The 24,472-nt window shown below is 41.0% G+C and carries 21 protein-coding genes; 7 read left to right on the top strand and 14 right to left on the bottom strand.

Translation table 11 applies throughout. The annotated features are described in order from the left end of the window. Window positions 1-224: 224 nt before the first annotated feature. The 4 genes from AAA970_RS21495 to AAA970_RS21480 form a co-directional block, all read right to left on the bottom strand. Window positions 225-776, bottom strand: coding sequence for a chemotaxis protein CheW (locus tag AAA970_RS21495; protein ID WP_338238939.1), 552 nt, complete (start codon window positions 774-776; stop codon window positions 225-227). Then, complete coding sequence (locus AAA970_RS21490; RefSeq protein ID WP_338238938.1) at window positions 773-3,952, bottom strand: PAS domain S-box protein; 3,180 nt, start codon at window positions 3,950-3,952, stop codon at window positions 773-775. Before AAA970_RS21490 ends, AAA970_RS21495 begins: the two co-directional genes overlap by 4 nt. Window positions 3,953-4,760: 808 nt before the next feature. Continuing rightward, window positions 4,761-5,141: a nuclear transport factor 2 family protein gene (locus AAA970_RS21485; RefSeq protein ID WP_338238937.1), complete on the bottom strand. Its 381-nt coding sequence runs from the start codon at window positions 5,139-5,141 to the stop codon at window positions 4,761-4,763. Between the two features lie 341 nt (window positions 5,142-5,482). After that, complete coding sequence (locus tag AAA970_RS21480; protein WP_338238936.1) at window positions 5,483-6,313, bottom strand: helix-turn-helix domain-containing protein; 831 nt, start codon at window positions 6,311-6,313, stop codon at window positions 5,483-5,485. Window positions 6,314-6,447: 134 nt separating this feature from the next. Between AAA970_RS21480 and AAA970_RS21475 the strand changes: the two genes are divergently transcribed. Beyond that, window positions 6,448-8,388 carry a beta-L-arabinofuranosidase domain-containing protein gene (locus tag AAA970_RS21475; protein WP_338238935.1) on the top strand — a complete coding sequence of 647 codons (1,941 nt, stop codon included), beginning with the start codon at window positions 6,448-6,450 and terminating at the stop codon, window positions 8,386-8,388. Between the two features lie 297 nt (window positions 8,389-8,685). On the opposite strand, the gene AAA970_RS21470 is transcribed toward AAA970_RS21475, so the two are convergent. Genes AAA970_RS21470 through AAA970_RS21455 form a run of 4 tightly spaced genes read right to left on the bottom strand, consistent with a single transcriptional unit; the run spans window position 8,686 to window position 11,588 of the window. Further along, window positions 8,686-9,510 (bottom strand): TolC family protein, encoded by an 825-nt coding sequence (locus AAA970_RS21470; RefSeq protein WP_338238934.1) that lies wholly within the window; start codon window positions 9,508-9,510, stop codon window positions 8,686-8,688. A gap of 3 nt (window positions 9,511-9,513) precedes the next feature. Continuing rightward, window positions 9,514-10,071, bottom strand: coding sequence for a TolC family protein (locus AAA970_RS21465; protein ID WP_338238933.1), 558 nt, complete (start codon window positions 10,069-10,071; stop codon window positions 9,514-9,516). 1 nt (window position 10,072) lies between these two features. Continuing rightward, complete coding sequence (locus tag AAA970_RS21460; protein WP_338238932.1) at window positions 10,073-11,194, bottom strand: HlyD family secretion protein; 1,122 nt, start codon at window positions 11,192-11,194, stop codon at window positions 10,073-10,075. Window positions 11,195-11,210: 16 nt separating this feature from the next. Further along, window positions 11,211-11,588, bottom strand: a complete 378-nt coding sequence (locus AAA970_RS21455; protein ID WP_338238931.1) for a DUF3302 domain-containing protein — start codon at window positions 11,586-11,588, stop codon at window positions 11,211-11,213. Between the two features lie 400 nt (window positions 11,589-11,988). Here AAA970_RS21455 and AAA970_RS21450 point away from each other — a divergent pair, with 400 nt between their 5' ends. Then, window positions 11,989-13,581 (top strand): IS5 family transposase, encoded by a 1,593-nt coding sequence (locus tag AAA970_RS21450; RefSeq protein WP_338238930.1) that lies wholly within the window; start codon window positions 11,989-11,991, stop codon window positions 13,579-13,581. On the opposite strand, the gene AAA970_RS21445 is transcribed toward AAA970_RS21450, so the two are convergent. Then, window positions 13,557-13,967, bottom strand: coding sequence for a helix-turn-helix transcriptional regulator (locus AAA970_RS21445; protein ID WP_338238929.1), 411 nt, complete (start codon window positions 13,965-13,967; stop codon window positions 13,557-13,559). The genes AAA970_RS21450 and AAA970_RS21445 overlap by 25 nt on opposite strands. 287 nt (window positions 13,968-14,254) lie before the next feature. Between AAA970_RS21445 and AAA970_RS21440 the strand changes: the two genes are divergently transcribed. Together AAA970_RS21440 and AAA970_RS21435 are read left to right on the top strand one after the other, a co-directional pair. After that, the gene (locus AAA970_RS21440; protein WP_053404356.1) at window positions 14,255-14,566 is read left to right on the top strand and encodes a transposase; all 312 of its coding nucleotides are present in this window, start codon (window positions 14,255-14,257) and stop codon (window positions 14,564-14,566) included. Then, on the top strand, window positions 14,539-15,636 hold the full coding sequence (locus AAA970_RS21435; RefSeq protein WP_338237710.1) for an IS3 family transposase: 1,098 nt from the start codon (window positions 14,539-14,541) through the stop codon (window positions 15,634-15,636). Before AAA970_RS21440 ends, AAA970_RS21435 begins: the two co-directional genes overlap by 28 nt. A 20-nt stretch (window positions 15,637-15,656) precedes the next feature. Here the strand turns inward: AAA970_RS21435 and AAA970_RS21430 are convergent, their stop codons facing one another. Beyond that, window positions 15,657-16,040: a hypothetical protein gene (locus AAA970_RS21430; protein ID WP_338238928.1), complete on the bottom strand. Its 384-nt coding sequence runs from the start codon at window positions 16,038-16,040 to the stop codon at window positions 15,657-15,659. A gap of 177 nt (window positions 16,041-16,217) precedes the next feature. Between AAA970_RS21430 and AAA970_RS21425 the strand changes: the two genes are divergently transcribed. Together AAA970_RS21425 and AAA970_RS21420 are read left to right on the top strand one after the other, a co-directional pair. After that, a complete protein-coding gene (locus AAA970_RS21425; protein WP_338238927.1) occupies window positions 16,218-17,459 on the top strand; it encodes a DUF819 family protein in 1,242 nt (413 codons plus the stop codon). 214 nt (window positions 17,460-17,673) lie between these two features. Continuing rightward, entirely contained in the window at window positions 17,674-18,591 is a 918-nt protein-coding gene (locus AAA970_RS21420; protein ID WP_338238926.1) for a hypothetical protein, read from the top strand. 50 nt (window positions 18,592-18,641) lie between these two features. On the opposite strand, the gene AAA970_RS21415 is transcribed toward AAA970_RS21420, so the two are convergent. Next, complete coding sequence (locus AAA970_RS21415; protein ID WP_338238925.1) at window positions 18,642-18,950, bottom strand: hypothetical protein; 309 nt, start codon at window positions 18,948-18,950, stop codon at window positions 18,642-18,644. A 689-nt stretch (window positions 18,951-19,639) separates the two neighbouring features. On the opposite strand from AAA970_RS21415, the gene AAA970_RS21410 reads away from it, so the two are divergent. After that, window positions 19,640-21,151 (top strand): sulfatase family protein, encoded by a 1,512-nt coding sequence (locus tag AAA970_RS21410; RefSeq protein ID WP_338238924.1) that lies wholly within the window; start codon window positions 19,640-19,642, stop codon window positions 21,149-21,151. Window positions 21,152-21,389: 238 nt separating this feature from the next. On the opposite strand, the gene AAA970_RS21405 is transcribed toward AAA970_RS21410, so the two are convergent. The 3 genes from AAA970_RS21405 to AAA970_RS21395 form a co-directional block, all read right to left on the bottom strand. Continuing rightward, entirely contained in the window at window positions 21,390-22,580 is a 1,191-nt protein-coding gene (locus AAA970_RS21405; RefSeq protein ID WP_338238923.1) for a BamA/TamA family outer membrane protein, read from the bottom strand. 676 nt (window positions 22,581-23,256) lie between these two features. Continuing rightward, complete coding sequence (locus AAA970_RS21400; RefSeq protein ID WP_338238922.1) at window positions 23,257-23,646, bottom strand: putative signal transducing protein; 390 nt, start codon at window positions 23,644-23,646, stop codon at window positions 23,257-23,259. Continuing rightward, window positions 23,646-23,984: an avidin-fold protein gene (locus AAA970_RS21395; RefSeq protein ID WP_338238921.1), complete on the bottom strand. Its 339-nt coding sequence runs from the start codon at window positions 23,982-23,984 to the stop codon at window positions 23,646-23,648. The genes AAA970_RS21400 and AAA970_RS21395 overlap by 1 nt, the downstream gene beginning before the upstream one ends. Window positions 23,985-24,472: the final 488 nt, after the last annotated feature.

The following is a 24,472-nucleotide window of genomic DNA, read 5'->3' as shown; positions in this document are numbered from 1 at the left end:
CATCCTTGGAAAAAACTCGAAATAGGCATCTATTCCTTCCCTTTTCCTGCCTAGCAGCTAGGAGCGTCTATAAAAGCGCACCATCCGGCTGCAAATTCGAATTATTAGAAGCGATTCTGGATAATTTATCAACAATAGCGCAGCTATTCTCTCAAAATAATCGGGTATCGCCTTTGCAATAATCAAATTTTCGATACGAATTTTGTCTTTCTTGAATTCCAATTTTAAATCCCAGCATTCGAGGCATCATCGATTTCCAACATGGCGATGATATCCAGCAAAATGATCATCCGATCACCTACTTTTGCGATACCTCGAACACATTCTTCTTTCAAGCTGGAAAACTGCAACACCTCCTTGGAGTCATCGATATCCTCTGCTTCAATCGATAAGGTATTTGGAACTTCTTTCACCAAAACCCCTACTTTAAATTTCTCATTCTCAATGACCAGGGAATAATGCTCCTGCACCTTAACATCCACAATCCTGTCACTCAACTGAAATTTATGTTCCAAATCCATAATGGCAATCACGGATCCGCGAATGTTAGCGGCTCCCAAAATATAAGGTGGCGTATGGGGGACGTGCGCCAGGCGAGGGGTTAATACCACTTCCTTTACCTGATCAATCGGAAGGGCATATTCCTCTCCAGCCAATTTAAAAACAATCAGTTGAGAACGCTCCCCGCTATTTTGTTTCCCCTCTTTTTGCGGAGAGGAAGCCTCCTTCTTCAGTTCTTCCAAAGAGGAGGATAAGGCTTCCTGCTGACTACTCATGACTGACGCAATTTAAATTTAGAAACTCCCTCCAATAATTGATAGGCCACATCTGCGAGATCGGAACTGGTGGCGGACACTTCATCCATTCCCTGATTCAATTCCTGAGAGGAAGAGGCTATTTGTTCGGTTCCTGAAGCTGTTTCCTCAGATACCACGACCACCTTCTCAATATTCTTCACCGTGCCATTAATGGCCTCCTCCTGCACTGCGGCAGATTCTAAAATCTGCTTAGAAAGGCTCAAAGTCTCCACACTTGCCTGATCAATCTTACGGAAAACGGCCTCTGCCTCTCCCCCGGCTTTATTTCCATTTTTTACAGAAACTTCCATCCCTTCAATAGATTTGGAAGCTTGATTAATATCGTTTTGAACTTCCGAAATCACCTTTTCAATATCCTGCGCCGACTTTCTGGAATCCTCCGCTAACTTCCGAATCTCCTCCGCGACCACCGCAAACCCTCGGCCAGCCTCACCCGCCCGTGCAGCTTCTATCGCCGCATTTAAAGCCAGCAAATTGGTTTGAGAAGCAATATCCGTTATCACATTAAGCGTTCTTGCTATTTCTTCAGAGCGTTTATCCAAAACTTTGATGGATTCAGAAGTCACAGAAGCGGAGGACTGAATTTCTTTCATATTTTCCACTACCGCCTCAATGGTCGATACGCCCTCTTTACTATTCCGCTGTCCCTCTTCCGCTGACTTGTTAATAACATCTGCTTTCAGCGCGGTATCTTTGGCATTGGTCAATATCTTCTCAATCAGAGAACTGGCCTGATCAATTTGTTGGGCCTGATCCTGCACCCCTTCTGCCATCTGCTGTATAGCGGAAGCCATTTCCTGCGTAGAGCCTTTCATCTGCTCTCCTTTACCTGACATTTCCTTAGAAGAAGTAACCACTAAATTGGCTGACTCATTGATCTGCTGAATGAGTGTATTCAAATTAATCAGCGCCTCATTAAAGGCGATACCCATTTCTTTGAAGTCTCCATCCACCGCAAGTGCAAAGGATTTGGATAAATCTCCATTGGACATGGCCACGACCAGATCCCGAATTTCATTAAAGGGTCTAACAATATTGTCCATCAACTGATTCATGGAATCGGCCAGGACTTTATAATCTCCCTGTGCAGTGGGTACCTGTACCCTTGCGGAAAGGTCACCCTGCTCCCCGGCTACTTTCACGACTTCCTGAATAGCCGTGATCACGGTTTTCTGATCGGTGATATCATTAGCTATTTTAATGACCTTAAATACCTTTCCATTGGCATCTTTGACGGGCGTATAAGAGGCATTGATCCAAATCTGCTCACCGCTTTTGGTAAAACGTTCGAATTCCCCTGCCTTTACCTGCCCATCTGCCAGATCTCGCCACATATTTCGATACTCCTCTGAATTGACATAATGCTTGTCACAGAAGATTCGATGATGTTTTCCAACGATTTCCTCTACACTGTGATACCCCAAAGTGGCCACAAAATTATCATTGGCAGAAATAATGGTACCATCAGGCTTAAATTCAATCGAAGCCCAACCCGTATCTACCGCGGATTTCACCGCACTGGCCTGCGTGCGGCTATTCACCATTTCAGTCACCTCCGTGGCAATCTTTATAACCTTAAAAACTTTGCCCTCGTCATCTCTCACCGGTGTGTAAGAGGCGTTAATCCAAATTTCTGAGCCATCTTTTTTCAGTCTTAAAAATTCCCCCGAGTTTTGCTGGCCACTGGCCAAAGATGGCCAAAAGGCAGCATATTCCGGACTATTGGCATATTCAGGAGTACAAAAAATACGATGGTGTTGTCCCTGAATTTCCCGAAGATCATGATAACCCAGGCCTTTTAAAAAGTTATCATTAGCCGTTAATATGGTACCATCGGGTTCAAATTCGATTGAAGCCCAGCCGGCATTTACCGCAGCTTCGATGCTTCTGGCTTTCAGAATATTTGCTCTTTCCTGCGTGATATCTTTAATAAAAGCCGTGAACTCCACTTCTCCTCCAACCTCTACCCGGCTCAAAGCCAAATTCCCCCAAAATTTACTACCATCTTTCCGCTCCATTTCCATATCCCGGCCAATCCCTACCACCTTATTTTCGCCCGTACTGACATTATTCTCCACATAGTCATCATGATTGCCGCGATGTTTTAGAGGAACAATCATTTTCACATTTTGCCCCAACACTTCTTCTTCCCGATAACCAAACATCTTTACTGCTGCCGGATTAAAAAAGGTGATTTCTTTACGGGAATTTATAGAAATGATTGCGTCTATGGCCTGATCCAGCGTCCGTTTAATACGCTGACTCCCCCGCTCCACCTCTTCCTGAGTAGCCTGAATTTCCTCTAAATTTTGTCTTAATTCCTCCTCTTGCGCCCGAACATTCTCCAGTAATTTATTGGATTCATATTTTTCTTTGGTAATGTCAGACGCCAGTTTAATAATTTTTTGCACGCTACCGCTATCATCACGAACGGGGGTATAACTGGCCTGCAGCCAGATATCCTGTCCACTTTTATCCTTTCGCAAAAATTCTCCTACCTTCAATTGTCCTGATGCCAATTCCGGCCAAAAACGGGCATATTCTTCAGAGGTCACCACATTTTCCGGGCAAAATATTTTATGGTGCTGTCCTTGAATTTCAGCTAGTGAATAACCTACTGTCCTCAAAAAATTCTCATTGGCGTTCAAAATGTTGCCTTCCGTGTCAAACTCAATCATCGCCATCCCGGTATCCACAGCATGTTGAATCCCTCGTGAAAAAATCCGATCTTTCACCATATCGGTGATTTCGGAAGCCAACTTTACTACTTTTTTTACTTTACCCGTCGTATCTTTTATCGGGGCATAGGAGGCGTTAATCCAAACCTCACTTCCATCCTTCCTAATCCTTCTAAACTCGCCCGCATTTACTTTTCCCGCAGCCAAATCTACCCAAAACTGCTGATATTCGGCGGATTGCGCATAATGCTCTTCACAAAATATTCGATGATGCTTCCCCTTGATTTCGTCCAATCTGGCATAACCCAATGCCTTTAAAAAATTATCATTCGCCTTTAGAATGGTGCCGTCGGCGTCAAATTCGATATAGGCCCAGGCCAAATCGATGGCGGATTGTAGTCCATTCTCCTGAGTGGATTTTGTTCTGTTCGTAGTTTTGGTCGTTACCGTTGACATTTTGTTGGGTATTAAATGCTAATTCAATATTAATCACTCCTTCGCCAAAAAATGCTCTACCTTCATCAGTAGGGAATAACCCAAAAAATAAACCGCTTAAGAAGCCCCTAAAAACAAATGGGAATGCTTAAGCTTAAAAAAAATTGTGGACTACAACAGGACACCCCAAGAATAGGGTGTGCTGAGCCCATTAAAATATTCATCCAATAGCCTTTTCATCCAATAAAAAATTAGTTGAGCATAAATTAGCTATGTTAATGTCTCAAACATCTACATTATACAAATGTTCCTTTGGACCCTTAAAAAATTATTTTTTTTTAAAACAAGCGCATTAAACATATTTTCAACTTACTGATTTTCAGAACTTTAAATACCTAGGCGATGAATAAATTATTAGCTGCATCTTTAAAAAAACATAATTAACGGATTCAGAGCGAGTTTAAAAGCACGCCAGCCGGCTGTAAATTCTAATTATTGGAAGTGATTTTGGATAATTCCTCAACAATTAGAGATGCTATTCTCTCAAAATAATCGGATATCACTCCTGCAATATTCCAAGTTTTTGATACGAATTTTGGCTTTTAAACACGTTCCTAATCATGGATAGATCTTTTCCCAATTAAAATTTACTCCTCTTTAGGGGATCATAATTTGGGGTAAACTAATAATATAAGCCAATGCTATCCTATATATATTTTTATAAATTACCTCAAAGGTGATGAATTGAAAATTTACACTTGTTTCTCTCCACAAAAATACCTTAAAAGCTCAGGCACAAAAAAAAGAGCGATGAGCTCTTTCTTATATGCTAATACATGGTATTGGGGTTGGCCGATTCCTTGGGTATCTTTTGAATGGAATCCCAATGCTCGCAAATCTTGCCTTCTTCATCAAAGCGAAAAAAATCCATCGTTACATATTCTTCTCCATCCGGCCATTGCTGATGGGTATGCAGAGCCACCATATTCCCCTCAGCAACAGACCGAACAAACTCAATGGACTTATCCGGATACTCTTTTTGCATTCTTTCAAAATAGGCAATAAAACCTTCAGGCCCATTTTGCACATCCGGATTATGCTGAATGTATTCCGCTCCCACAAAGCGTTCCACAGCCTTTCTGGGCTCGCCTAAATACGCCATTTTATAAAAAGCAATGGCGTTTTTTTTGTTCTCTGTATTTAAACTCATGCGTAGAATTTTAGTCTGATACCTTAACACCGTATTCCACCAAATGTGTTTCCTTCCTGCTCCTTCTTTTGAAATGGGTTTACTATAAAATACGAAATTCAGCACGAAAACCTTAAGCCGCATTTTTCACCGCTTGAATTTATTGGTTAAACTCAAATCACTCCCCATCATATTTTCTTTGATTTTTAATCGCCCACTTTAAGATAAACGTACTTTCTTCTATTGCCCTGCTTCCTAAGAAAAAATCGAAATAGTAAAACTCTTTCACTTTTCCCGCCTTACAGCTAAGGGAAGATTGAAGAATGCATAATCCGGGATATGGTGCGGTGTATTTTTTACAGCTACTTTCCTTTTTCCAATTCTTGTTGATTCCTAAAAAGCCGCGGACTACAGCCATTCTTTTGCTTAAAGCAGCGATTAAAATGAGAGAGACTCTCAAAACCCGATTGAAAAGCAATATCTGCTATAGGAAGATCTGATTGTAAAAGAATCCTTTCTGCATGCGCCAAACGCATATTTTGGAGATAATGTATAAAAGTCTGATCAAATTGTTTTTTAAACCAGCGGCAAAAGGACGTTTTGGTCATCCCAATCATACCGGCTACTTCTTCCAGGCTAAAGGGTTTCCTGAATTCTGCTGCCAAAAAATCCTGAAGTTTTTGTGACCTACTATCCTTTAAAAAGGAAATCTCACTTGCACCTTCTGCCAATATTTGATAGGAGCCCTCCTTTAAATCCATTAAGAATGACCAAAAGGATAATAAAAAGCGATCAGAAGAGCGCCCCTCCCAATAGTCAAACTTTTCTTCCATTCCATGTACTTTTGACAGCTTTTTGCCAATACCAGAAGTCAGCCATTTAATCAAATGATAAAACTCCGGGATGGCCTGCAATGCTTTTGGGTCAAAATGAAACACCCAGGCCGCCACTCCCTCTCCCGAATGAGTAGATACCCATTGATGTGGAATATTCCCATTCACCAAAATAAAGTCTCCACTTTCAAAAGCTTCCACCTGATCCCCAACAAATCGTATTCCCTCCCCTTTTACAATAAAAGTCAATTCCCACTGCTGATGATAATGCCAATACGGCTCAAAATCAGCGGCTTCTACCTTAAACAAATGACAGGACTGGTAGTCAGAATACGGGGTGGCCTCATAAATGGCTCTCATATGTTATCTCCAATTAAACAACAAATATTTAATGAAGACAATATACGCATAGTCTATGATAATTATGCCCGATTTTTGAGCATCCGCATCCCTTAAATTTGTATTAATATTGATCGAATTTTAAAGGTACCCCAATGAAATACACACCAATACTCAGAGGTTTACTGGCCATCGCCAGTATTTTGATCACCAACTGCACCCCTATGGAAGAAGAAAAACAAAAGCAACAGCAATATCATAGTCAGCGGCTTCCATTTGGCAAAGTCCTACCGCAGGGTTGGATTAAGGCACAAATGGATCATGACCTGAAAGCCGGCTTCGTTGGCCACCTGGATGAACTGGTTCCTGATCTTATTAAAGAAGACGATATTTATGGTAAGGATCGATTAACCAAAAAAGTAAAATCAAAAGATGTCGGGGCGGTAAACTCTGAAGGAGAATGGGATGTCCAATTCCTGTGGTGGAATAGTGAAACCCAATCCAATTGGTGGGATGGCTACATCAGACATGCCTTAATGACGGATGACGCTGCAGCCATGGCTAAAGCCAAAACTTATGTGCAACAAAAACTAGCCACTCAGGATGCGGACGGTTATATCGGCATTTATGCGGATGACTTACGCTACAAACACCAAACAGAAAATGGAGAACTTTGGGCGCAGGCATCCCTCTTTCGCGGACTGCTGTCCTGGTATGAAGCCACTGGGGACGGATCCGTACTGGAAGCCGTACTGAAAGCAGTGGAAGTGACTATGGAAGCTTATCCGATCAATGCTTCCACTCCTTTTAAGACGGACAAACCTTTTGCAGGGGTGGGCCACGGACTTACCTTTACGGATGTTTGTGAGCAATTGTATCGGATTACCGGAGAAAAACGATACCGGGACTATGCGGTTTTTCTGTATCAGGATTATAACCAGCATGAAATGGCGGAAGAAGATGTATTAATGAAAAACCTGCAGGATCCGGCTTATAAATTCAAGGGACACGGCGTACACACTTATGAGCATTTGAGAGCACTGGCCACTACGGCAGAGCATACCCGCTCAGACCAATATAAAATTGCTTTGGAACATTACCTGGATAAGTTATCCCATGTGATCAGTCCCTCTGGAGGGCCGATCGGAGATGAGTGGATCTTCGGACGTACTGCCGATGCGGATAGCACAGGCTATGAATACTGCTCCTTACAGGAACTTCTGGACTCCTATGCCCTGCTTTTGGAATACAGTCAGGATGCCCGTTGGGCGGACAAGATGGAATGGCTGATTTTCAATGCCGCGCAGGGCGCTCGCCATCCGGAGCGTTCCAGTATAGCTTATTGCAAAAGTGACAATTCCTATTCCATGTGCGGCCACATTAACGATCCCCAATGTGAAGAAAGTAAAGAAAACCGCTATAAATATTCTCCGGTACATCAGGACATCGCGGTTTGCTGCGTTCCTAATGCCGGCAGAATATATCCCTATTACATAATGAATATGTGGGCGCAGGAAAAGGACCAATTGCAACTAAATCTTTATGGTGCTTCAGAACTGACTACCGAAATAGCAGATGCCCCTATTAAAATTCAGCAGCTTACAGATTATCCCTACACGACCACCATTCAGTTGAATATTAATAATCCCAAGGCTAAGGATTTTAACTTAAAATTCAGAGTACCCCAGTGGGCCGAAGCGGTATTGGTGAATGACAAGCAAGCATCTCTTCCATCTGATGGGTTCAAAACTATTCCCGTTAAAGGAACTGAAAAACAACTAAGCATCACTTTTGAGCAAACGGTAAATATTACTCCCTTCCATGAATCACATCTGGTAACATGTGGGCCATTATTATATGCTTTACCATTAGAAGGCAAATCGGATACCATCAAAAAATACACCTATAGAGATTTTTTTGACGAAAAGATCCCCTTCACCACAGATCCAAGAATAGCGTGGAAAATAGACCTCCATCAAACCATTGCTTTACCGGAAAATGGGAAATTAAAGGTGAAAATGAAATCCCCTGGTGGATCGCAAACAGCGGAGATGGTGCCCATAGCCAAAACAGTCTTAAGAAAGTCAGTATTTTAAGCCTGATTATTCACGCTTAAATTATGGTTTAGCTGCCAGGGGAAAAATGAAGGCATTATTTCTATTTCGTTTTTTTTCATGGCAGCAGATGAAGGAGGAGAAAGCTTGCTCTAAATTCGGGCTATTATAAATCAATGAAAGAAAATTATAATGACCTGAAAATAACCCATTTGAGTTCAGTTGATAAATCTAGTGGTGAATAATCCGGGCTAAGACAATGAGGAATTATTAGTCAAGAAAAAAAAGAGACATTGCGGTCTCTTTTTCCTTATTATATCAAAACATCAAAAATTATTCTTACGATAAAACCGCGGCTCCTCCAATGGACTGATACAAATTGATTCGGTTGACCAATCTTTCACAATCCAAATTTAAGCGATTAGTCTGTTCATTAAGTAACTGCATTTGCTTTTGAAGAAGTGTAAACATATTTTCATTACCTACCCGAAACTGAACCTGAGACAATTCATATGTTCTACCCAAATAACTTAATGCTTCCTCACTTTTTTCAATACGCTGATCCACCGTTTTCAAAGCCAATAAATTACCTTCCACTTCATCCAATGCCGTTAAATAAGACTTGGCATATAAGGTTACTGCCTGTTGTTGAAATTGATTTTGAATTTCAATGTTGGATTTAATTGCCCCCCAGGTAAAAATAGGACTCACCAATCCACCCCCTACGGTAAATAGAGGCGTTTTAATTAAATTTAATACTGGAATATTTCCCCAACCTCCATTAGAGGACAGGCTTAAGGAAGGCCAACGGGAGGCCTTCGTCATTTCCAGCTCATAAAAAGCCTTTTCAACCGCATATTGACTTACCATAATATCCGGTCGATTTACCAGATAGGATAATGGAATTTCTGAGGGTATCGCTTCCTCGACCTCCGGTAATGCGCTGGCTAATTCAATCACTCCCTGAGGGTAACGGCCTACCAAAAGTTCAATGGATCGCTTGACATCCTTTTCTGAATATTGAAGAATTAATAAATTTTCTTCATACTTTACTACTTGCGCTTGCAATTGTACCACATCAGATTCTTTGGCAGCCCCTACTTGTACCCGGAATGCATTAATCTCCTGCATTTGCTCCATGGCGCCAATCATTTCGGTGATCAAGCTTTATTGCAAATTCAGACAAATAGCTGTGTAATAAGCTTTCCCAACCGCTGCTGCAATGACTTGCTGCATTTTTTCCTGCGCATAGCTCTGCGCCAAAATATTGGTTTCTGCTCCTTTTTTTCCATAGCGCAATTTACCCCACAAATCAGCCTCCCAGGAGATAGAACCGAGTCCCAGGGCCGTATTGGCACTATTGACAAATTCACGGGAGTAATTGGCCATCCCACCAATAAGCGGCAACATGCGGGAACGGGCAATAGTTAAACCTTGCTGACTGGCCTCAACCCTACTCTGGGCAACTTGTAAATCAGCATTATAGATCAAAGTCTCCTTCACCAAATCAACCAATGCGGCGGTTTGCCATTCTGCGGCCCAACCCATTTCCAGTTCAGGGGAATCTGTTAATTCCTGAAAAATCCAATCCTGAGGAACCTGGACATTCTCCAATGCTGCATTACCGTCCACAATTTCTTCCTGTTGAGGAGCATTTTTCAGGTTAATGCAAGCCGAAAAACTCAATAGCAAAATAAGTACTCCGAAGTTTGATCCTTTCCTCATATTAATGCGCCTTTAAGATCAAATAATTCAATTTAGCAGAAAGACGGATCATCACTTTTCGAATGATGTAAAATGGCATCATATCATTGGTATAAACCGCCACAGCCCCATTAGCACCCATAGCCACTTGGCTATCATCCATGATTTTAAATCTGACAATGTACTTCCCCTGAGCCTGCGGAGCTTGATCTGCAGGGGGTAATACGCCTGATGGCAATAATTGGCCTCGGCTGGAAGCCCATACAATGGAACTAATTTCTGCGGGTACAATTTTCCCGGGTTGGCTTACAAAAGTTAATTCCGCTTCATTGCCTACCGCCATTTGATGCAATTCATTTTGATTGAAAGTAGCTACTACGGATTGATAGTCATCAATGATGGTCATTAAATCCTGTAAAGGAAGCGCCATTTGGCCAGGACGAACCTGTACATTGGCTATGGTTCCATCAATAGGAGCAGTCACGATCGTTTGATCCAGGTCAAACTGTGCTTTATCTAATTGTGCATAAAGTTCGGCTAAAGTCACCTGTTTACCTTCATGTTCCGCATTTAAATTGATCAATAAAGCGGACTCCTGAGCAAGCAATTGCGCCCATTGCGCCTCCAGGGTTTTAATATTATTCTCAGCCTGCTCTAAATCAAATCGATTTCCGGCGCCATGATTAACCAAATCATTAAATTGCTCTCTCCTGGTTCTGGCTAAATCTAATTGTGCTTTAACGGCTCGTTTATTCGCATGAATCCCCTGTAAGTTTTGCTTTTGGGATTTTAATGAGGCCTCCGCTTTTGCAATGGAAGCTTTTAAACCCGCCACTCGGGCAATAAAGGGATCTTGCTGGATGGTGAATAAAGTATCCCCTTTATGCACTTGCGCATACTCTTCCACCATTACGTTCTCCAACCGTCCACGAACCATGGTTTTCAGGGGAACCGTTTTGTTATAGACGCGCACATCCTCAGAGGAAGGTGCGACCACATTCATGACCAACATGACAATAGCGATCAGCACCACCGGAATGGCAAAAATGATCACTTTGGCGGTAGTGTTAAAAGGTAATAGTTTAAATTTAACAAATACCAACCAAATCAATAAACCATATATAATTAAAAATAAATCAATCATTGTAATAGCCCCACCTTTAAGCTTGTTCTAATTTTTCTTGTTCAGCAACATTTACCGGATTTTCACCATCGGTAATGCATACTTGTGCCGGCCCGCTGTAGGCCCATACCAATGCCATTGGCCACAGCATTCCTCCCATTACTAATGATAATAAACACATCATATGAATAGCGTCCTTTTGAGGGTGATTACGCTTTTTCGCCACCTGTTCCGGAATAACATGAATCTTCCAAAAGATCCACAAACCGATGGGAGGAACTATACACATTACTACCCAAACCATAACATCAGCCACAGCATTCACTTTATCGGGCGATATCATTGCTGCAGCTTCTTGTGGCACTGCCAAAAGCAAGAGCAAAAAACACAGAGATAATAAAATTTTTTTCATCATACAATAACTTGAATTTGAGGGCAGATTAAATAAATGCAAATTCAAGAAATCGTGAGCAGGGAGTATCAGATTGCTAATAATTGAACATTTCCATAAAATAGAATGGTAAACACTTCCGGATTAAACTAAGTAAGTGAAATCCCTCAGACGCGTTTTACACAAAATGATGATCTTTTGACCATCAATAATTCTAAAAAGACTATTTTCCTCTGATATGACACAAAAATAAGCAGTATTCCCTACACCTACTTAGGGTCTGCTGAAATAGTTCGAATTATCTAAAAACGACTGAAGATCAACTTATTAAATCACATTAAATCTCTTTTAGTGCAAGGGGAAATTTTGTAAATTGTCCTTTAAATAGCCCCAGGGCTCCTTTCCTACTTTTTTAGCTTGCACTATGATTAAGCATTCCCCTGATCAACTTGAGATTTCTGATTTTATGGACCCGTATTTGGGTGGCCTTAATCCCAATAATAGATGGATTATTATGGCCAAAGAAATTCCTTGGAGTCAATTAAAAAGGATCTATGAACGGAACATGTCCTTCGACAAAGGAGCTAGACCTAAACCAGCGCGTTTAGTGATTGGAGCCTTGATTATCAAACACAAATATAAGTTGTCTGATAGAGAAACAATTGAACAAATCAAAGAAAGTCCATATCTACAATACTTTGTTGGATTGCATAAATTTCAACATGATCAGGTATTCGATTCTTCATTATTTCCGACAATTAGAAAGCGTTTGACCATAAAAGACTTTAATGATTTAAGTCACTTACTCCAGAGTCATGACGTTAGTATTGATGAGCAAAGCGAACTTCGTGATGAAAAAAATGTAGAAAGTGATACAAAATATAAGAAGCCTGAAATTGAAAACTCGATATCAGTTGATGCTACTGTAGCGGTGCAAGAAATTCCTTATCCGACCGACCTGGCTTTGATCAATAAGGCTCGCATTGAATCAGAAAAAATCATCGATATATTATGGGAATTTGTTAAAACAGATGCTAAGAAACCTAGAAGCTATCGACAAAAAGCCCAAAAAGAATTTCTAGCGTTGACAAGAAAAAAGAAGAAAGGCGCCGATTTTTGGAGGGCTGCAAATCGAAAACAACTACAGTATCTTCATCGAAATATAGGGCATATTCATCGTCTATTAGACCAAATTAAGGTAGGTATTCCTTTGAATAAGCGTTTTTTGAAGCTATTGTATGTTATTCAAGAAGTGTATCGCCAACAAATGGAAATGATTGAAGAGAAGAAAAATACGGTTGGTTTCCGTATTGTAAACTTATATCAACCACATATTCGCCCCATCATAAGAGGGAAGTCTGGAGCGAATGTTGAATTTGGAGCTAAAATATCAATATCTATTGACCAAGGCTATTCTTATATTGACCATCATGATTTTGAAGCATACTATGAAGGGGAAGAGGAGATTATCAAAAAGCATATTGAAGCACATAAACTACGGCACCCTCACACTAAGCTAAATGGAATTGTTGGAGACAAAATTTATGGAAATCGAAATGCTAGAGAAGTTTATGATCAAAATGATATAACTTTCGTCGGCTCACCTCTTGGAGCTCCTCCTAAAGATCCTGAAAAAATTAAAGAGCGGGAAGAGAATAAGGTTATCCATCAAAAATTGAGGAGTCATGTAGAAGGAAAATTTGGACAAACTAAAAGGGGGTATGGATTGAATAATATTAAGGCACGAAGATCAGACACCACAAATTCATGGATTGGTGCCATCTTCTTTATTGCTAACCTTGAAAGATTCATGAAAGGAATCTTTTTTGACCTGTTTTTTAATATTTATAAATATGATTTATGGGCATTAGTTACATCAATCATCGAAGCTGGAATTGGTAAACCAAATTTCAAGAAAAATAAAGAGACCTTTTTAAGCAGACCCTACTTATGCAAAAGCGCCTTCTTTATTATGCGATTGTTCAAATTGTCTCAAAAAGACAATTCTCTTCTGTAACCTTTCCGAAATTGTATTGGTGTAATACCCACATTTTTTTTAAAGACGTTTGAAAAATGAGGTACAGATTGATAACCTACGAAAACTGCAATTTCTGCTACCGCTAGATCACTCGTTACCAGCAAGGACTTAGCCTTGCGAATTCTGGCTATTTTAATATGGTCATAAATACTATGGCCAAAATGACCTTTAAACAGATGATGCAATTTAGTTTTGGAAAACCCAATACGTCGACAAAGATCTTCCACCAATATGTTCTCATGCAGATTTTCATTGATATATACCTCTAAATCATTCAAAGCATTTTTGGTGGCGAGGCTGATCCCCTCCTCTCTCTGACCTTCTTCATCAAATTGCGCCAAAGCCCTGGTTAAAATCTCGGCCATAAGCATCAAAATCAACCCCTTATAGACCGGCTTTTGGATTTCCTGTGGAAAGGTACGCTGACGAATCGCATCGATATATTGAGAAAGACTATCTCCAAATTTAAATTTGTCTGCATAACTGTTACTTTCATAAAGCCTTTGTTTTGCATAGGGATTTTTGGTGAAAAAATCCGAAAAATTTCGTTCGAGCCAATCAATAGAAAGCCATATTTGAACCGAATGGTAGGTCTTGATTCCGCCCCATAAATAGTCGGACTTAATTTTTTTTTTACAATATTTGAAATCCGATGAAAAGAGTAACACGAACCAAGGAAGAGAAGCTAGCTATTCTAAAAGAATGCGAGGAAAGAGGAGTAGAAGAAACTCTAAGTAAGTATGGAGTTTATCCAGCCACCTATAAAAATTGGGTGAAAAAATATGAAACCATGGGAGAGGCAGGTTTCACTCGCGGGATGACTATACCTCAATTAAAGGAGATAAAGCGTCTTGAGAAAGAGAATGCCCTATTAAAGGAAATCATCGCTGAAAAGGAGCTTGAATCCAAAATGAAGGATGAGCTGCTAAAAAAGAAATATCCTCAGACGAAAGGGCGGAAATAGCACGAAAATACACTGGTCTGGGGCTAAAACGAGATAAAGCTATTTTGATTGCCCAAATAACAAAACACAAATACTATTACCAGCCTATTAAAGATCGTAAACATATAGGCAGAAAAGCCACTACTACAACTCAAAAGGGGCATTCGGTAGTACCCAATGAGGATGTAATAGGGCAAATTAAGCGCTTAAAAGAAGATCCAATCACTAATTATGGCTATCGTATGATGACCAGTCAATTGAAGCTTGAAGGATATAATATTAATCATAAAAAGGTTTTCCGTTTGATGAAGGACGCAGATTTACTTCAGGAAAAAAGGAAGGTTAGTGATAAAAATTACGTCAAATATCGCTGTGTATGCCCAGAACGCCCATTGCAGGTTTTAGAAATGGATATTAAAATGGTTTGGGTAACAGAGCATAGGCGTCATGCTTATATATTAAGCATTATTGATACATTTACAAGAGTAATATTAGATTGGTCGGTTGGCTATCAAATGGATCAAAAAATGGTCATTAAAGCCTGGGAAAGGGTAATAGATAATTATTTGCAACCAAATGACTTATTGAAACAGGATCTTCATGTTGAATTAAGGAATGATAATGGATCTCAATTTAGCGCTAAAAGCGTTCAAGAATTTTTAAGGGAAAATAGTATTCATCAAACCTTTACACATCCTTATACGCCCCAGGAGAATGGCCATATTGAAAGCTTTCATAGCATTCTTAAGAAGGGCTTGGGACAAGCGCCATTTTGGAACTTAGAGGAATTAAGAGAAAGGTTAGAAGTGTTTTATGAAAAATATAACAATGTTAGATTACATGGGTCAATAGCTCATCTTAGTCCCAATTTGTTTTGGAAGGCGTGGGAATATGATTTGATTGAACGCACAGTAATAAACGAGCGAAAGGTGAAATTTAGACTTACAGTACCCCATAGTCAACTTTCGGGGATTATGAGTCAGAGAGAAGTTCTTTGCTCAAATATACCGACCCTAAATGGGGAGGGATATTTGAATGAGGATGTGAATGGGCCCAACACTCCAAATTCATTACAACCTTCGGTAAATTAATCGCCGTCGATCGTTCTTTGCTAACACAAACTTATAATGGAAAAATAGACCTCACAAGAGGCAAAATCAAAAAAGTCCGAAAATATGGGGGCTAAACCAGTCTTGCCACTCCAAAAATTATGACGAAAGGATAAATCATCGGTATACAAAAACACCCCTCTCTCCGGAATTTCAAAATTAAAACCATCTCTCTCCAAGGAGATTTCATTAAACCCCAAAAAACTAAAATCAAGCAGTAGCCCCTGCTTTTGAGCACTACCCTTTTCCAAATAACTAAAATCCTCCCGTACATAAACATCAGAACTCCGGATCATCATGCCCTCCTCCAATACCCACAGGGACACCTCTCCTTTTACCAAAGAATGATCAACTTTTAATCGACGGAAAACACCATCGTAATGCATTCCAAGAAAATCTGCTGATTCCCTTAAAAAATTGGCTCTGCTTTCAATGGTAAAATAAACGGGATCTTTTTTTTCATATTCTAAGGAAAATAAGGGTGTTTTAGCAGCATATTGAATTTCTAATCAAAAAAAATAATTTTCTTACTAACTTTCGCCTTAAAGCTATAAAAAATAAGGATGTTTAAAGAAACATTGATCACCAATGATGCAGTGGTATTTGGAATACTACTGACCATACTTGCATTTGTATTTGAAACTTCCGGTAATAAAACCGGCGGCTGGAAAAAATTCTATACCATTTTCCCAGCTCTGCTGATGTGTTATTTGTTGCCCTCCATTCTGGCGACCATGAACATCATTTCTCCGGAAAAGTCGAATTTATACACCATGGCCAAGAATTATTTGCTACCGGCCTCCTTGGTGCTGATGACCCTGAGCATAGATCTGAAAAGTATCCTCAACCTGGGTTCTAAATCCATCATCATGTTCCTGACTGGTACTTTAGGCATCGTTATTGGAGGTCCACTGGCCATTTTACTCATTTCCATGGTGAATCCGGATGCCGTTGGTGGTGTTGGCCCACAGGAAGTCTGGAGAGGACTGGCCACCATTGCCGGTAGCTGGATTGGTGGAGGCGCCAATCAGACCGCCATGCTGGAAATTTACCAATATGACCAAAGCCTGTACTCCGGCATGGTAGCGGTAGACATCATTGTCGCCAATATCTGGATGGCCATCTTGTTGTTCTGCATCGGAAAATCTGAAGGCATTGACCGTTGGCTAAAAGCGGATAACCGTGCCATTGAAGACTTACGTGTGAAAGTTTCCAATTTTCAGGATTCCATTTCCAAAAACCCTACTTTTCAGGATTACATCAAATTACTGGGAGTGACCTTTGGCGCAGTGGGCCTGTCTCATTTCTTCGCCGATATCACAAGCAATTTCTTCACCAGCATAGTAGCAGAGCCTGAAAGCTCCGTGCTTTGTTCCGGATTTTTCTGGCTAGTGCTGTTCTCCACTACCATCGGGGTAATGTTGTCTTTTACCAAACAAAGGAACCTGGAAGGTGTGGGTGCTTCAAAATTTGGATCCGTCTGTATCTATATCTTAGTAGCGACCATTGGAATGAAGATGGATGTCACTAAAACCATGGACAATCCCTGGCTGCTGGCGATTGGTGGTCTATGGATGTTCATCCACGTGATGCTCATGCTGGGCGTGGCGAAAATCATACGGGCGCCGTTTTTCTTCCTGGCAGTGGGCAGTAAAGCCAATGTAGGTGGTGCCGCTTCAGCACCTGTTGTAGCCTCTGCCTTTCATCCGGCATTGGCACCGGTAGGCGTACTATTGGCTGTATTAGGCTATGCCGTGGGTACATATGGGGCCATGCTATGTGCTTACTTGATGAGTTTGGCTTAAAAGCCTGTTTTAAAGCGCACCATCCGGCTGAAAATTCGAATTTTGGCTTTAAAATACGCGCTAAACGGGAATTAAAAACGCCCACATTCAGAAAATGATTCATTATTTAATAAGCAGGGGTATGAAAATGCGCCTGCTTTTTTTTATCCATAAAAATGGATATCATTACTAAAGCTTATAACGAAGTCTATTTTTATATTCCAAAAGCTTCCCCATGAAAATAAATGATTTTGGCGTATTCCTACTTCTTTTTTGTGCCTCCTGCGATTTTGCTTACCTGAGCAAGCCACTACCCAGGCAGACCTACCCAAAAATTTCGGACCTGCTTCCTACCACAGATTTAAAGATGGATACCTGCTACCTCATGCGGGCATGGCACACCGTTAAAGCCATTGTTCCAATGGACTTGGCTGAAATCAGCCTGGAAAACAATACGGATGAATTTTATTCCTACCGAGAAGAAATCCCCAAAAGCCGGGATGGTTTTGAATTATATTTTGACCAACGACATTGGCTGACTTTAGATAAGGATGTGCATCCAATTCCCCCCCGTCCGGTTTATGTGGAAGGCCACGGGCCTCAACCTATTCGAGAGATTCCGGATATGATTATTGACGAGAAGGGCAATTGGATAGCGGGCGAACCACTTCCCCCATTACCGGAAACCATTATCGATGAGGCCGCTACCGCCGCGGTAAAACTGGCCTGGGAAAACAGAAAAAGAGATTATGTTCAAGCTATCCCTGTATTTATTGCCAATCCTACAGCAAATGATCTTTACCTGAGCGCACAGGATGGCCGTACCTTTCTGATTCAGGAAGCCCTCAATGAACAAGGGCAATGGCAACCGATTGGGTTTTGGCATTACAGTACTTGTGGCAACAGCTACCACAAATACCGTATTCCGTCAAGACATATGGCGGTGATCAAAGCTTTCAAATATAGCGGGGAATATAAAACTAAAATCCGTTTCAAATGGAAAAACGCTGATCAGGTGGTGTATTCCCAAGCCTTTGAGGGATCCATCAATAAAAGCCAGTTTACCGAAGAAGATCCTCTGTTTGAATGGCTAAGCCTGACCAAACAGCGAGACCCTAAACATTATGCAAAAATGTTTTTCAAAGCGCCATAAAAAAAGTCTGCCGGAAAGTACCGCGCAGACCTGGATATATAATCAAACTGTTAATCCGCCATTTTCACACGGACATTACCTTTGGGAAACTTCAAGGCGATCTCCACAGAAGTAGTCGGGCGTTGAGGCTTATGATGGCCGTGTCCTCCACAATGATGATGGACTGGTTCACAGTGATGTTTGCCTTTGCATTTCTTAGGTTTCTTTCCTTTCTTCTTATGATGATGCTTATGGCCACAGCAAGAATGCTGGTGGCTACAAGAATGTCGATTGGGACGACACTGGTGATCACCATGAGCATAAGTAGTCAAAGAAGTCAATACAAAAAATAAAATTGTTAAATATTTGGGTAATCTCATATCAAAATATGATTGGTACAAGCCATACATTTCAAGTATAATGCCAATTATTAAAAAAATTTTGCAATAAATCACTAAAGAAACTATAATTACTTTTTAATCAGCCTCTTGCCCTGTGAAATAAAATTTTAACGTCACGATATTATCAGATAATTCCCTTGTGATAGGCAACAAAAACCAAATTTCATTAAACACCCCATGTTTTTTCTGCGATATTCTTAGCCCGAATCAGAAATGCATAAATCCTCGTTTAGTGGCAAGACGGAAAAATCAAGGAGGAGATCGCTGTTGCGTATTTTTTTCTGACCAAGCAGATGAATGAGGAGCAAGCAAGCTTGCCCAAATTTGGGCTATTATAAATCAAAGAAAATAAATTGTAATGCCCTGAAATTAAATCACTTGCGATCAGTTGTTAAATATAGCGGTGAATAATTCGGGTTAACACTCAAAGCCTTTGGCAGAGGGATAGAGGTATTGTTGGAGCTCTTTTGGCCGTGGCTAAAGGCGTAGCGCCACCGGCCAAAAAGCGACTACCGAAAGCCCGACCGAAGCGTAGCGAAGGGCTGCCCCAAAAAGAACACCAATTAAAAAACATAAAAAAACTCCCCCCTATTCAGTCGGGAAATTGAACCAAAGAATAGGTTTTCTTTTTTAAGATTGCATACTACATTTTTTAGAAGATTAGCCTTATGCGACAACTCATTTTTATCATTTCCCTGATGGCCTTTTTGCTTGGTGCATCGAGTGCCAAGGCTCAACCTGCGGAAAGCCCCAACATTGTAATCATCGTGGCCGATGACCTGGGTTTCAATGATGTAGGATTCAACGGATCCACAGAAATCTATACCCCAACATTAGATCAATTGGCCGAGGATGGCGTCCGTTTTACCAATGGTTATGTCACGCATCCTTATTGCGGTCCCTCCCGCGCGGGCCTGATGACCGGACGGTACCAGGCACGCTTTGGTTTGGAAATCAACCTGACCAATTCTCCTTTCGATATTTATAACGGACTTCCCTTAACCGAAACCACCTTTGCCAGCAGGCTACAACAATCCGGCTACCGGACCGCCGCTATAGGCAAATGGCATTTGGGTGGAGCACCTAATTTTCATCCTAATAACAGAGGATTTGATTATTTCTACGGCTTCCTTTCCGGCGGGCATTCCTACTGGCCGGAAAGCGTAACCACCACTCACCCCTTAATACTGAAAAAAACAGGTAAACCTCATTATTCGGCAAATGAAGGCTGCTTTTGGCCATTATTGCGGAATAACAATACCGCTGAATTTGAGGAATATCTAACCACTGCCCTTAGTCGGGATGCTGCCCGATGGGTAAAGGAAGGGGAAGCCCCCTTTTGCCTGTACCTGGCCTATAATGCGCCCCACGCTCCATTGGAAGCGCCAAAAGCATTAATTGACAAATATGCACATATCGAAAATAAAGAAAGACGTATCTATGCCGCGATGATTGATGCCATGGATCAGGGCATCGGTATGGTGGTGGATGCCCTTCGGGAAAGTGGCAAGCTGGAGAATACCCTGATTTTCTTCATCTCAGATAATGGTGGAATTGTGAAAAAGGACCGGGATCCTTCAGAACCACGACAGGCACGACATGACTGGGGTGATAATAGTCCATATAAAGGAGGAAAAGGGTCTATGCTGGAAGGTGGCACTCATGTACCCTTTATTGCGCACTGGCCGGACGGACTACCAAAAGGAATAGTCTATGACCAACCGGTGATTTCTCTGGATATTACCACCACTGCAGTCATGCTTGGAGAGGGAGATCTCTCGGGACATGAAATGGAGGGAGTCAACCTGATTCCATTTGTAAATGGCAAAGACCGAAACCCGCCTCATGAAGCTTTATATTGGAGAATGGCAAGCGGCAGACAATGGGCCATCAGAACACCCACGGCCAAATATTTAAAACCAAGAGGGGAAACAGGTATTGAGGGCAATATGCTTTTTGATATGGTCAAAGACCCTTATGAAGACCAAAACATAATTAAAGAACAAGTGGAACTAAGAAGAGAACTGGCGGAACTCTGGAATAAATGGAATGCCCATAATGAACCGAATAAATATCTGCAGGCCGGAGCGTACCAAAAGAGGCGCTTACAATTTTATGAGCAAATGAGAAAAGAACTGGATGAAAAGGCTGCTCAGGAAAAGCCTTTGGTTATTCAATAATTCTTATCATTTTCGATATAAAAAAAGGAGCATTGTCCATTTGCCAAAGATGCTCCTTTATCATGGTTTAAATTTGTGCTTGAAACCAGGAGAAAAAAATTAATTTATGCCATTGAGAAGTCCCGGTTCGGGCAGGCTTAATTTCTCCCTATTCCATTATTCCCCTGTAAAGCGAGAAAATACCATCTCCTCTATTTTACCGCTTTGCAGACAAGTATCCGGGGAGCGCTAGACACGCTTAAAACGCCTCAGATATCCCAAAATAAAAGACGGCACCATCTTTTCCCTGAGCGTAATCAAATTTAAGATTCATCCGCTCGTAAGGCAACAATCGGTAACGAACCCCTAAAGCAATGGCCGGTAACCATTCCGCATCCTGGAAATTATAAGATTGCCCGCTGCCATTATTACTTCCGAAAACCTTACCCATGCTCAGGGCCCCAACAAAACCCAACTTATGGTTCATCCAGGGCGTTTCCTTACGAAATTCTGCCTCAGCGGTAATCAGGTTTCGGTCCATATATTTCCCCTGTTCATATCCTCTTTGAACTGCCGGACCTGATCGACCATAAGAAGACCAATAATTTCGGCTGGCAGATTCCGACACAAAACGACCAAATCCATGCACCGCCAAAACATTACTCACATTATCCCCCAAGGTAAAAAACTGACGATAATCCGCCGTATAAATATTGGTAGCATTCTCTCCCATCATCTGATCAATATTGGTCTTAAAGTACAGACCTGCATAAGGATAATAGATATTATCCCTGGAATCAAAAGTCACCGAGTACCGCAAACCATGGGCGCTCACCCAGTCTTCTGAAAAGCCGTTTCGTTGCAGAATGGCTCTTTCTTCTTCATTGCTACCTTCTACTTTTCGACCATTAAACAGATAACCAACCCCTACATACACTCTGGAAAAAACACGTCTTTCCACCATCAGGTTAGCCGAAAAAATTCCAGTGGCAGGATCAACACTCACCACCGGGCTCCCTACCTCCTGCGGATCCTCTAAAAGCAACATGGTAGAATTAATTTGTCCGTAAAAAGCCATAGCATTGATGCGCCAAAGGTCTTCCTTTAAATACAGACTTTGCTTAAAACCTCCCATCAGGCTTTTATTGGTGGTTCCGCTTATCGCAAATACGGTTGAACTTGGAGGTGACACCAAATCGTTTTTGTCCGGATAATAATTAAACATATTAATCAGCGAGATCCCCCATTTAGAGGTAGGGTCATAGAAGGGCATCGGTACAAAATTGTATTTTATTTTGCTCCGTTCCTTCACATCATCAAAAATCTGCTTTCCATTCTCATCTAGCACTACCTCCTGCTTTCGTTGCTTTTCTTCTTTTTTCGTCTGGCCTGTAACTTGCAGAGCTGTAAAAAGCGCAAGCAAAAGTAGTACTGAATATTTCTTCTTCATTTAGTATTTTCTAAGATTGATCTTTAATAATTTCATTTAATATAAAGCCTGATCAAAGAAAGCACCTTAACTTATCAGATGGTCGAAAATGTCTATTTTGACCATCATGATGGAGGGGATTTACTACCGATATAGCGATATGGGATAATCAAGGTCGCAATGTAATAGGAAGGAAATTAGCCGGTACTAAGCCGAAATATGCATGCCTAAGCCGGATTATTCAGGCTTAAATCCTCGTTTATATGCAAGGCGGAAAAATGAAGGAACAGTTTTTAATTTTGAATTTTCCCCAACAAAGCTGAGAAATCAGGAAATAGCTAGCTCAACCCAAATTGAACTATTAAAAAAGCAGCAAAACCAGTGGAAACAATCAGGCCACGAAGTCCTTGGAGTGAGACACAGACGCTCACAGTGAATTATTCGATTAGAAAAAGAAAAACCACATCATCATTCCGGCCAATCGGAGTAAAAGCAATTTCATTAAAATAAAAAAATTATCTCGCCCAATAGACTAAATTGGCGTCATCCCGACAGGCTCCTGAAACACTTGTATTTCTCTTCAAAGCAAACTTCGGCAAATCAATAATCTTTTTCGGCTCCAGATTGATTAAGCTTGATAGAGGTTGATAAATTCAATACAGTCAATAGAACAGATATGCTTCGAAAGCCTGGCCTTCTAAGTAAGATAATCTGTAAACTCTGCCTGACAATCCTCACACCGGTAAGCGGATTTTTGACCGGTTAATATAATCATTCCGGCCAGCATCATCAGAAAATTCAGCAATCTTCCGCCCTTTGGAGGTAAGTTCTCCACGCGTGTACTTTTACAATTTGGGCAACTTATCCGAGCGTCAGGGTGGGGATCTAAAAAAGCTAAAGCAGCTTCATAATCCACCTCCATCACCATTATGCGAATGCCTGCGCCCATCAATCCCGGATGACTAACCAAATTACTGACATGCTCATGATGTAAATCGCAGTAAATACCTGCTGCCTCCAGTCTGCTTTTGATCAGATGCGCCTCAACCGACTGATCGACGGTAACCAATTCCTTAAATCCTGCCATTATATTTCCTCTAATATTGAAGTTCCCCTTTCCTTTCCACCAAAAGTCCACTGCCACTTTTCAAACAGACGTATTTTACCATCCTTTAAAATTTCCGGCATGGAATGACAAACACCACTTTTAAGTTCCCCTTCCCTGTTCCTATGATGGTAAACCATTTCAATCCGCCCATCTTTATCGACCTTTCCCATTAAATGCCCCTCCAGTATGGCTCCGCCGGAGTAAGTTGCCCACAGCCGACTTCCCTCCTGTTGGTAGTGAAAGATCGTTTCGCCGGAAACCTCACCTGTATCTGAATTTTGCAGCGCTTTAAACTTTTTATTTTGATAATTAATCATAAACTCTCCATATAAAAAATAATTTAGTATAAATTTAAAATATAAAAAAATAAAATAGCATAATACTAATTAACAAAAAGGAATGATAGACAGCACGAAACTCCTGATATGATCGGATCAAAGAAATGCCCACCCGCTATTATTCCTACTCATACTTGGATATAAGTGAAATGGCTCACAGGTTCCTCCTGGCAGAAATGTACATTTAGCCCTCCAACTGGTAATTGCTTTGGAGTAAATAAAATTCAATGAATCTTCTGATGCTGATGAGGTGAAAACAAGCCTATCCGATTGCCATGTCAACTTTTTAGAAAATAAGGGAAACATTCCAAGGGAGGGCTATGCGATGCTCTCCAAATAAACCGGATACCCATGTATCAAACCTCCAGTTTATCTGAAAAATAAATACTAATAAACACCCGGCTAGTTTTTATCCAGTTGATTTTTCACCCTAAAACCAAAACCTCCGCAGCTCGAAGGCTGATTAA

Origin of the sequence: Persicobacter diffluens (assembly GCF_036244895.1) — a bacterium.
In the GTDB taxonomy this organism is placed as follows: Bacteria; Bacteroidota; Bacteroidia; order Cytophagales; family Cyclobacteriaceae; genus Persicobacter; species Persicobacter diffluens.
The sequence above is the reverse complement of the archived record's forward strand: the minus strand, read 5'-3'. Positions and strand labels throughout refer to the sequence as shown.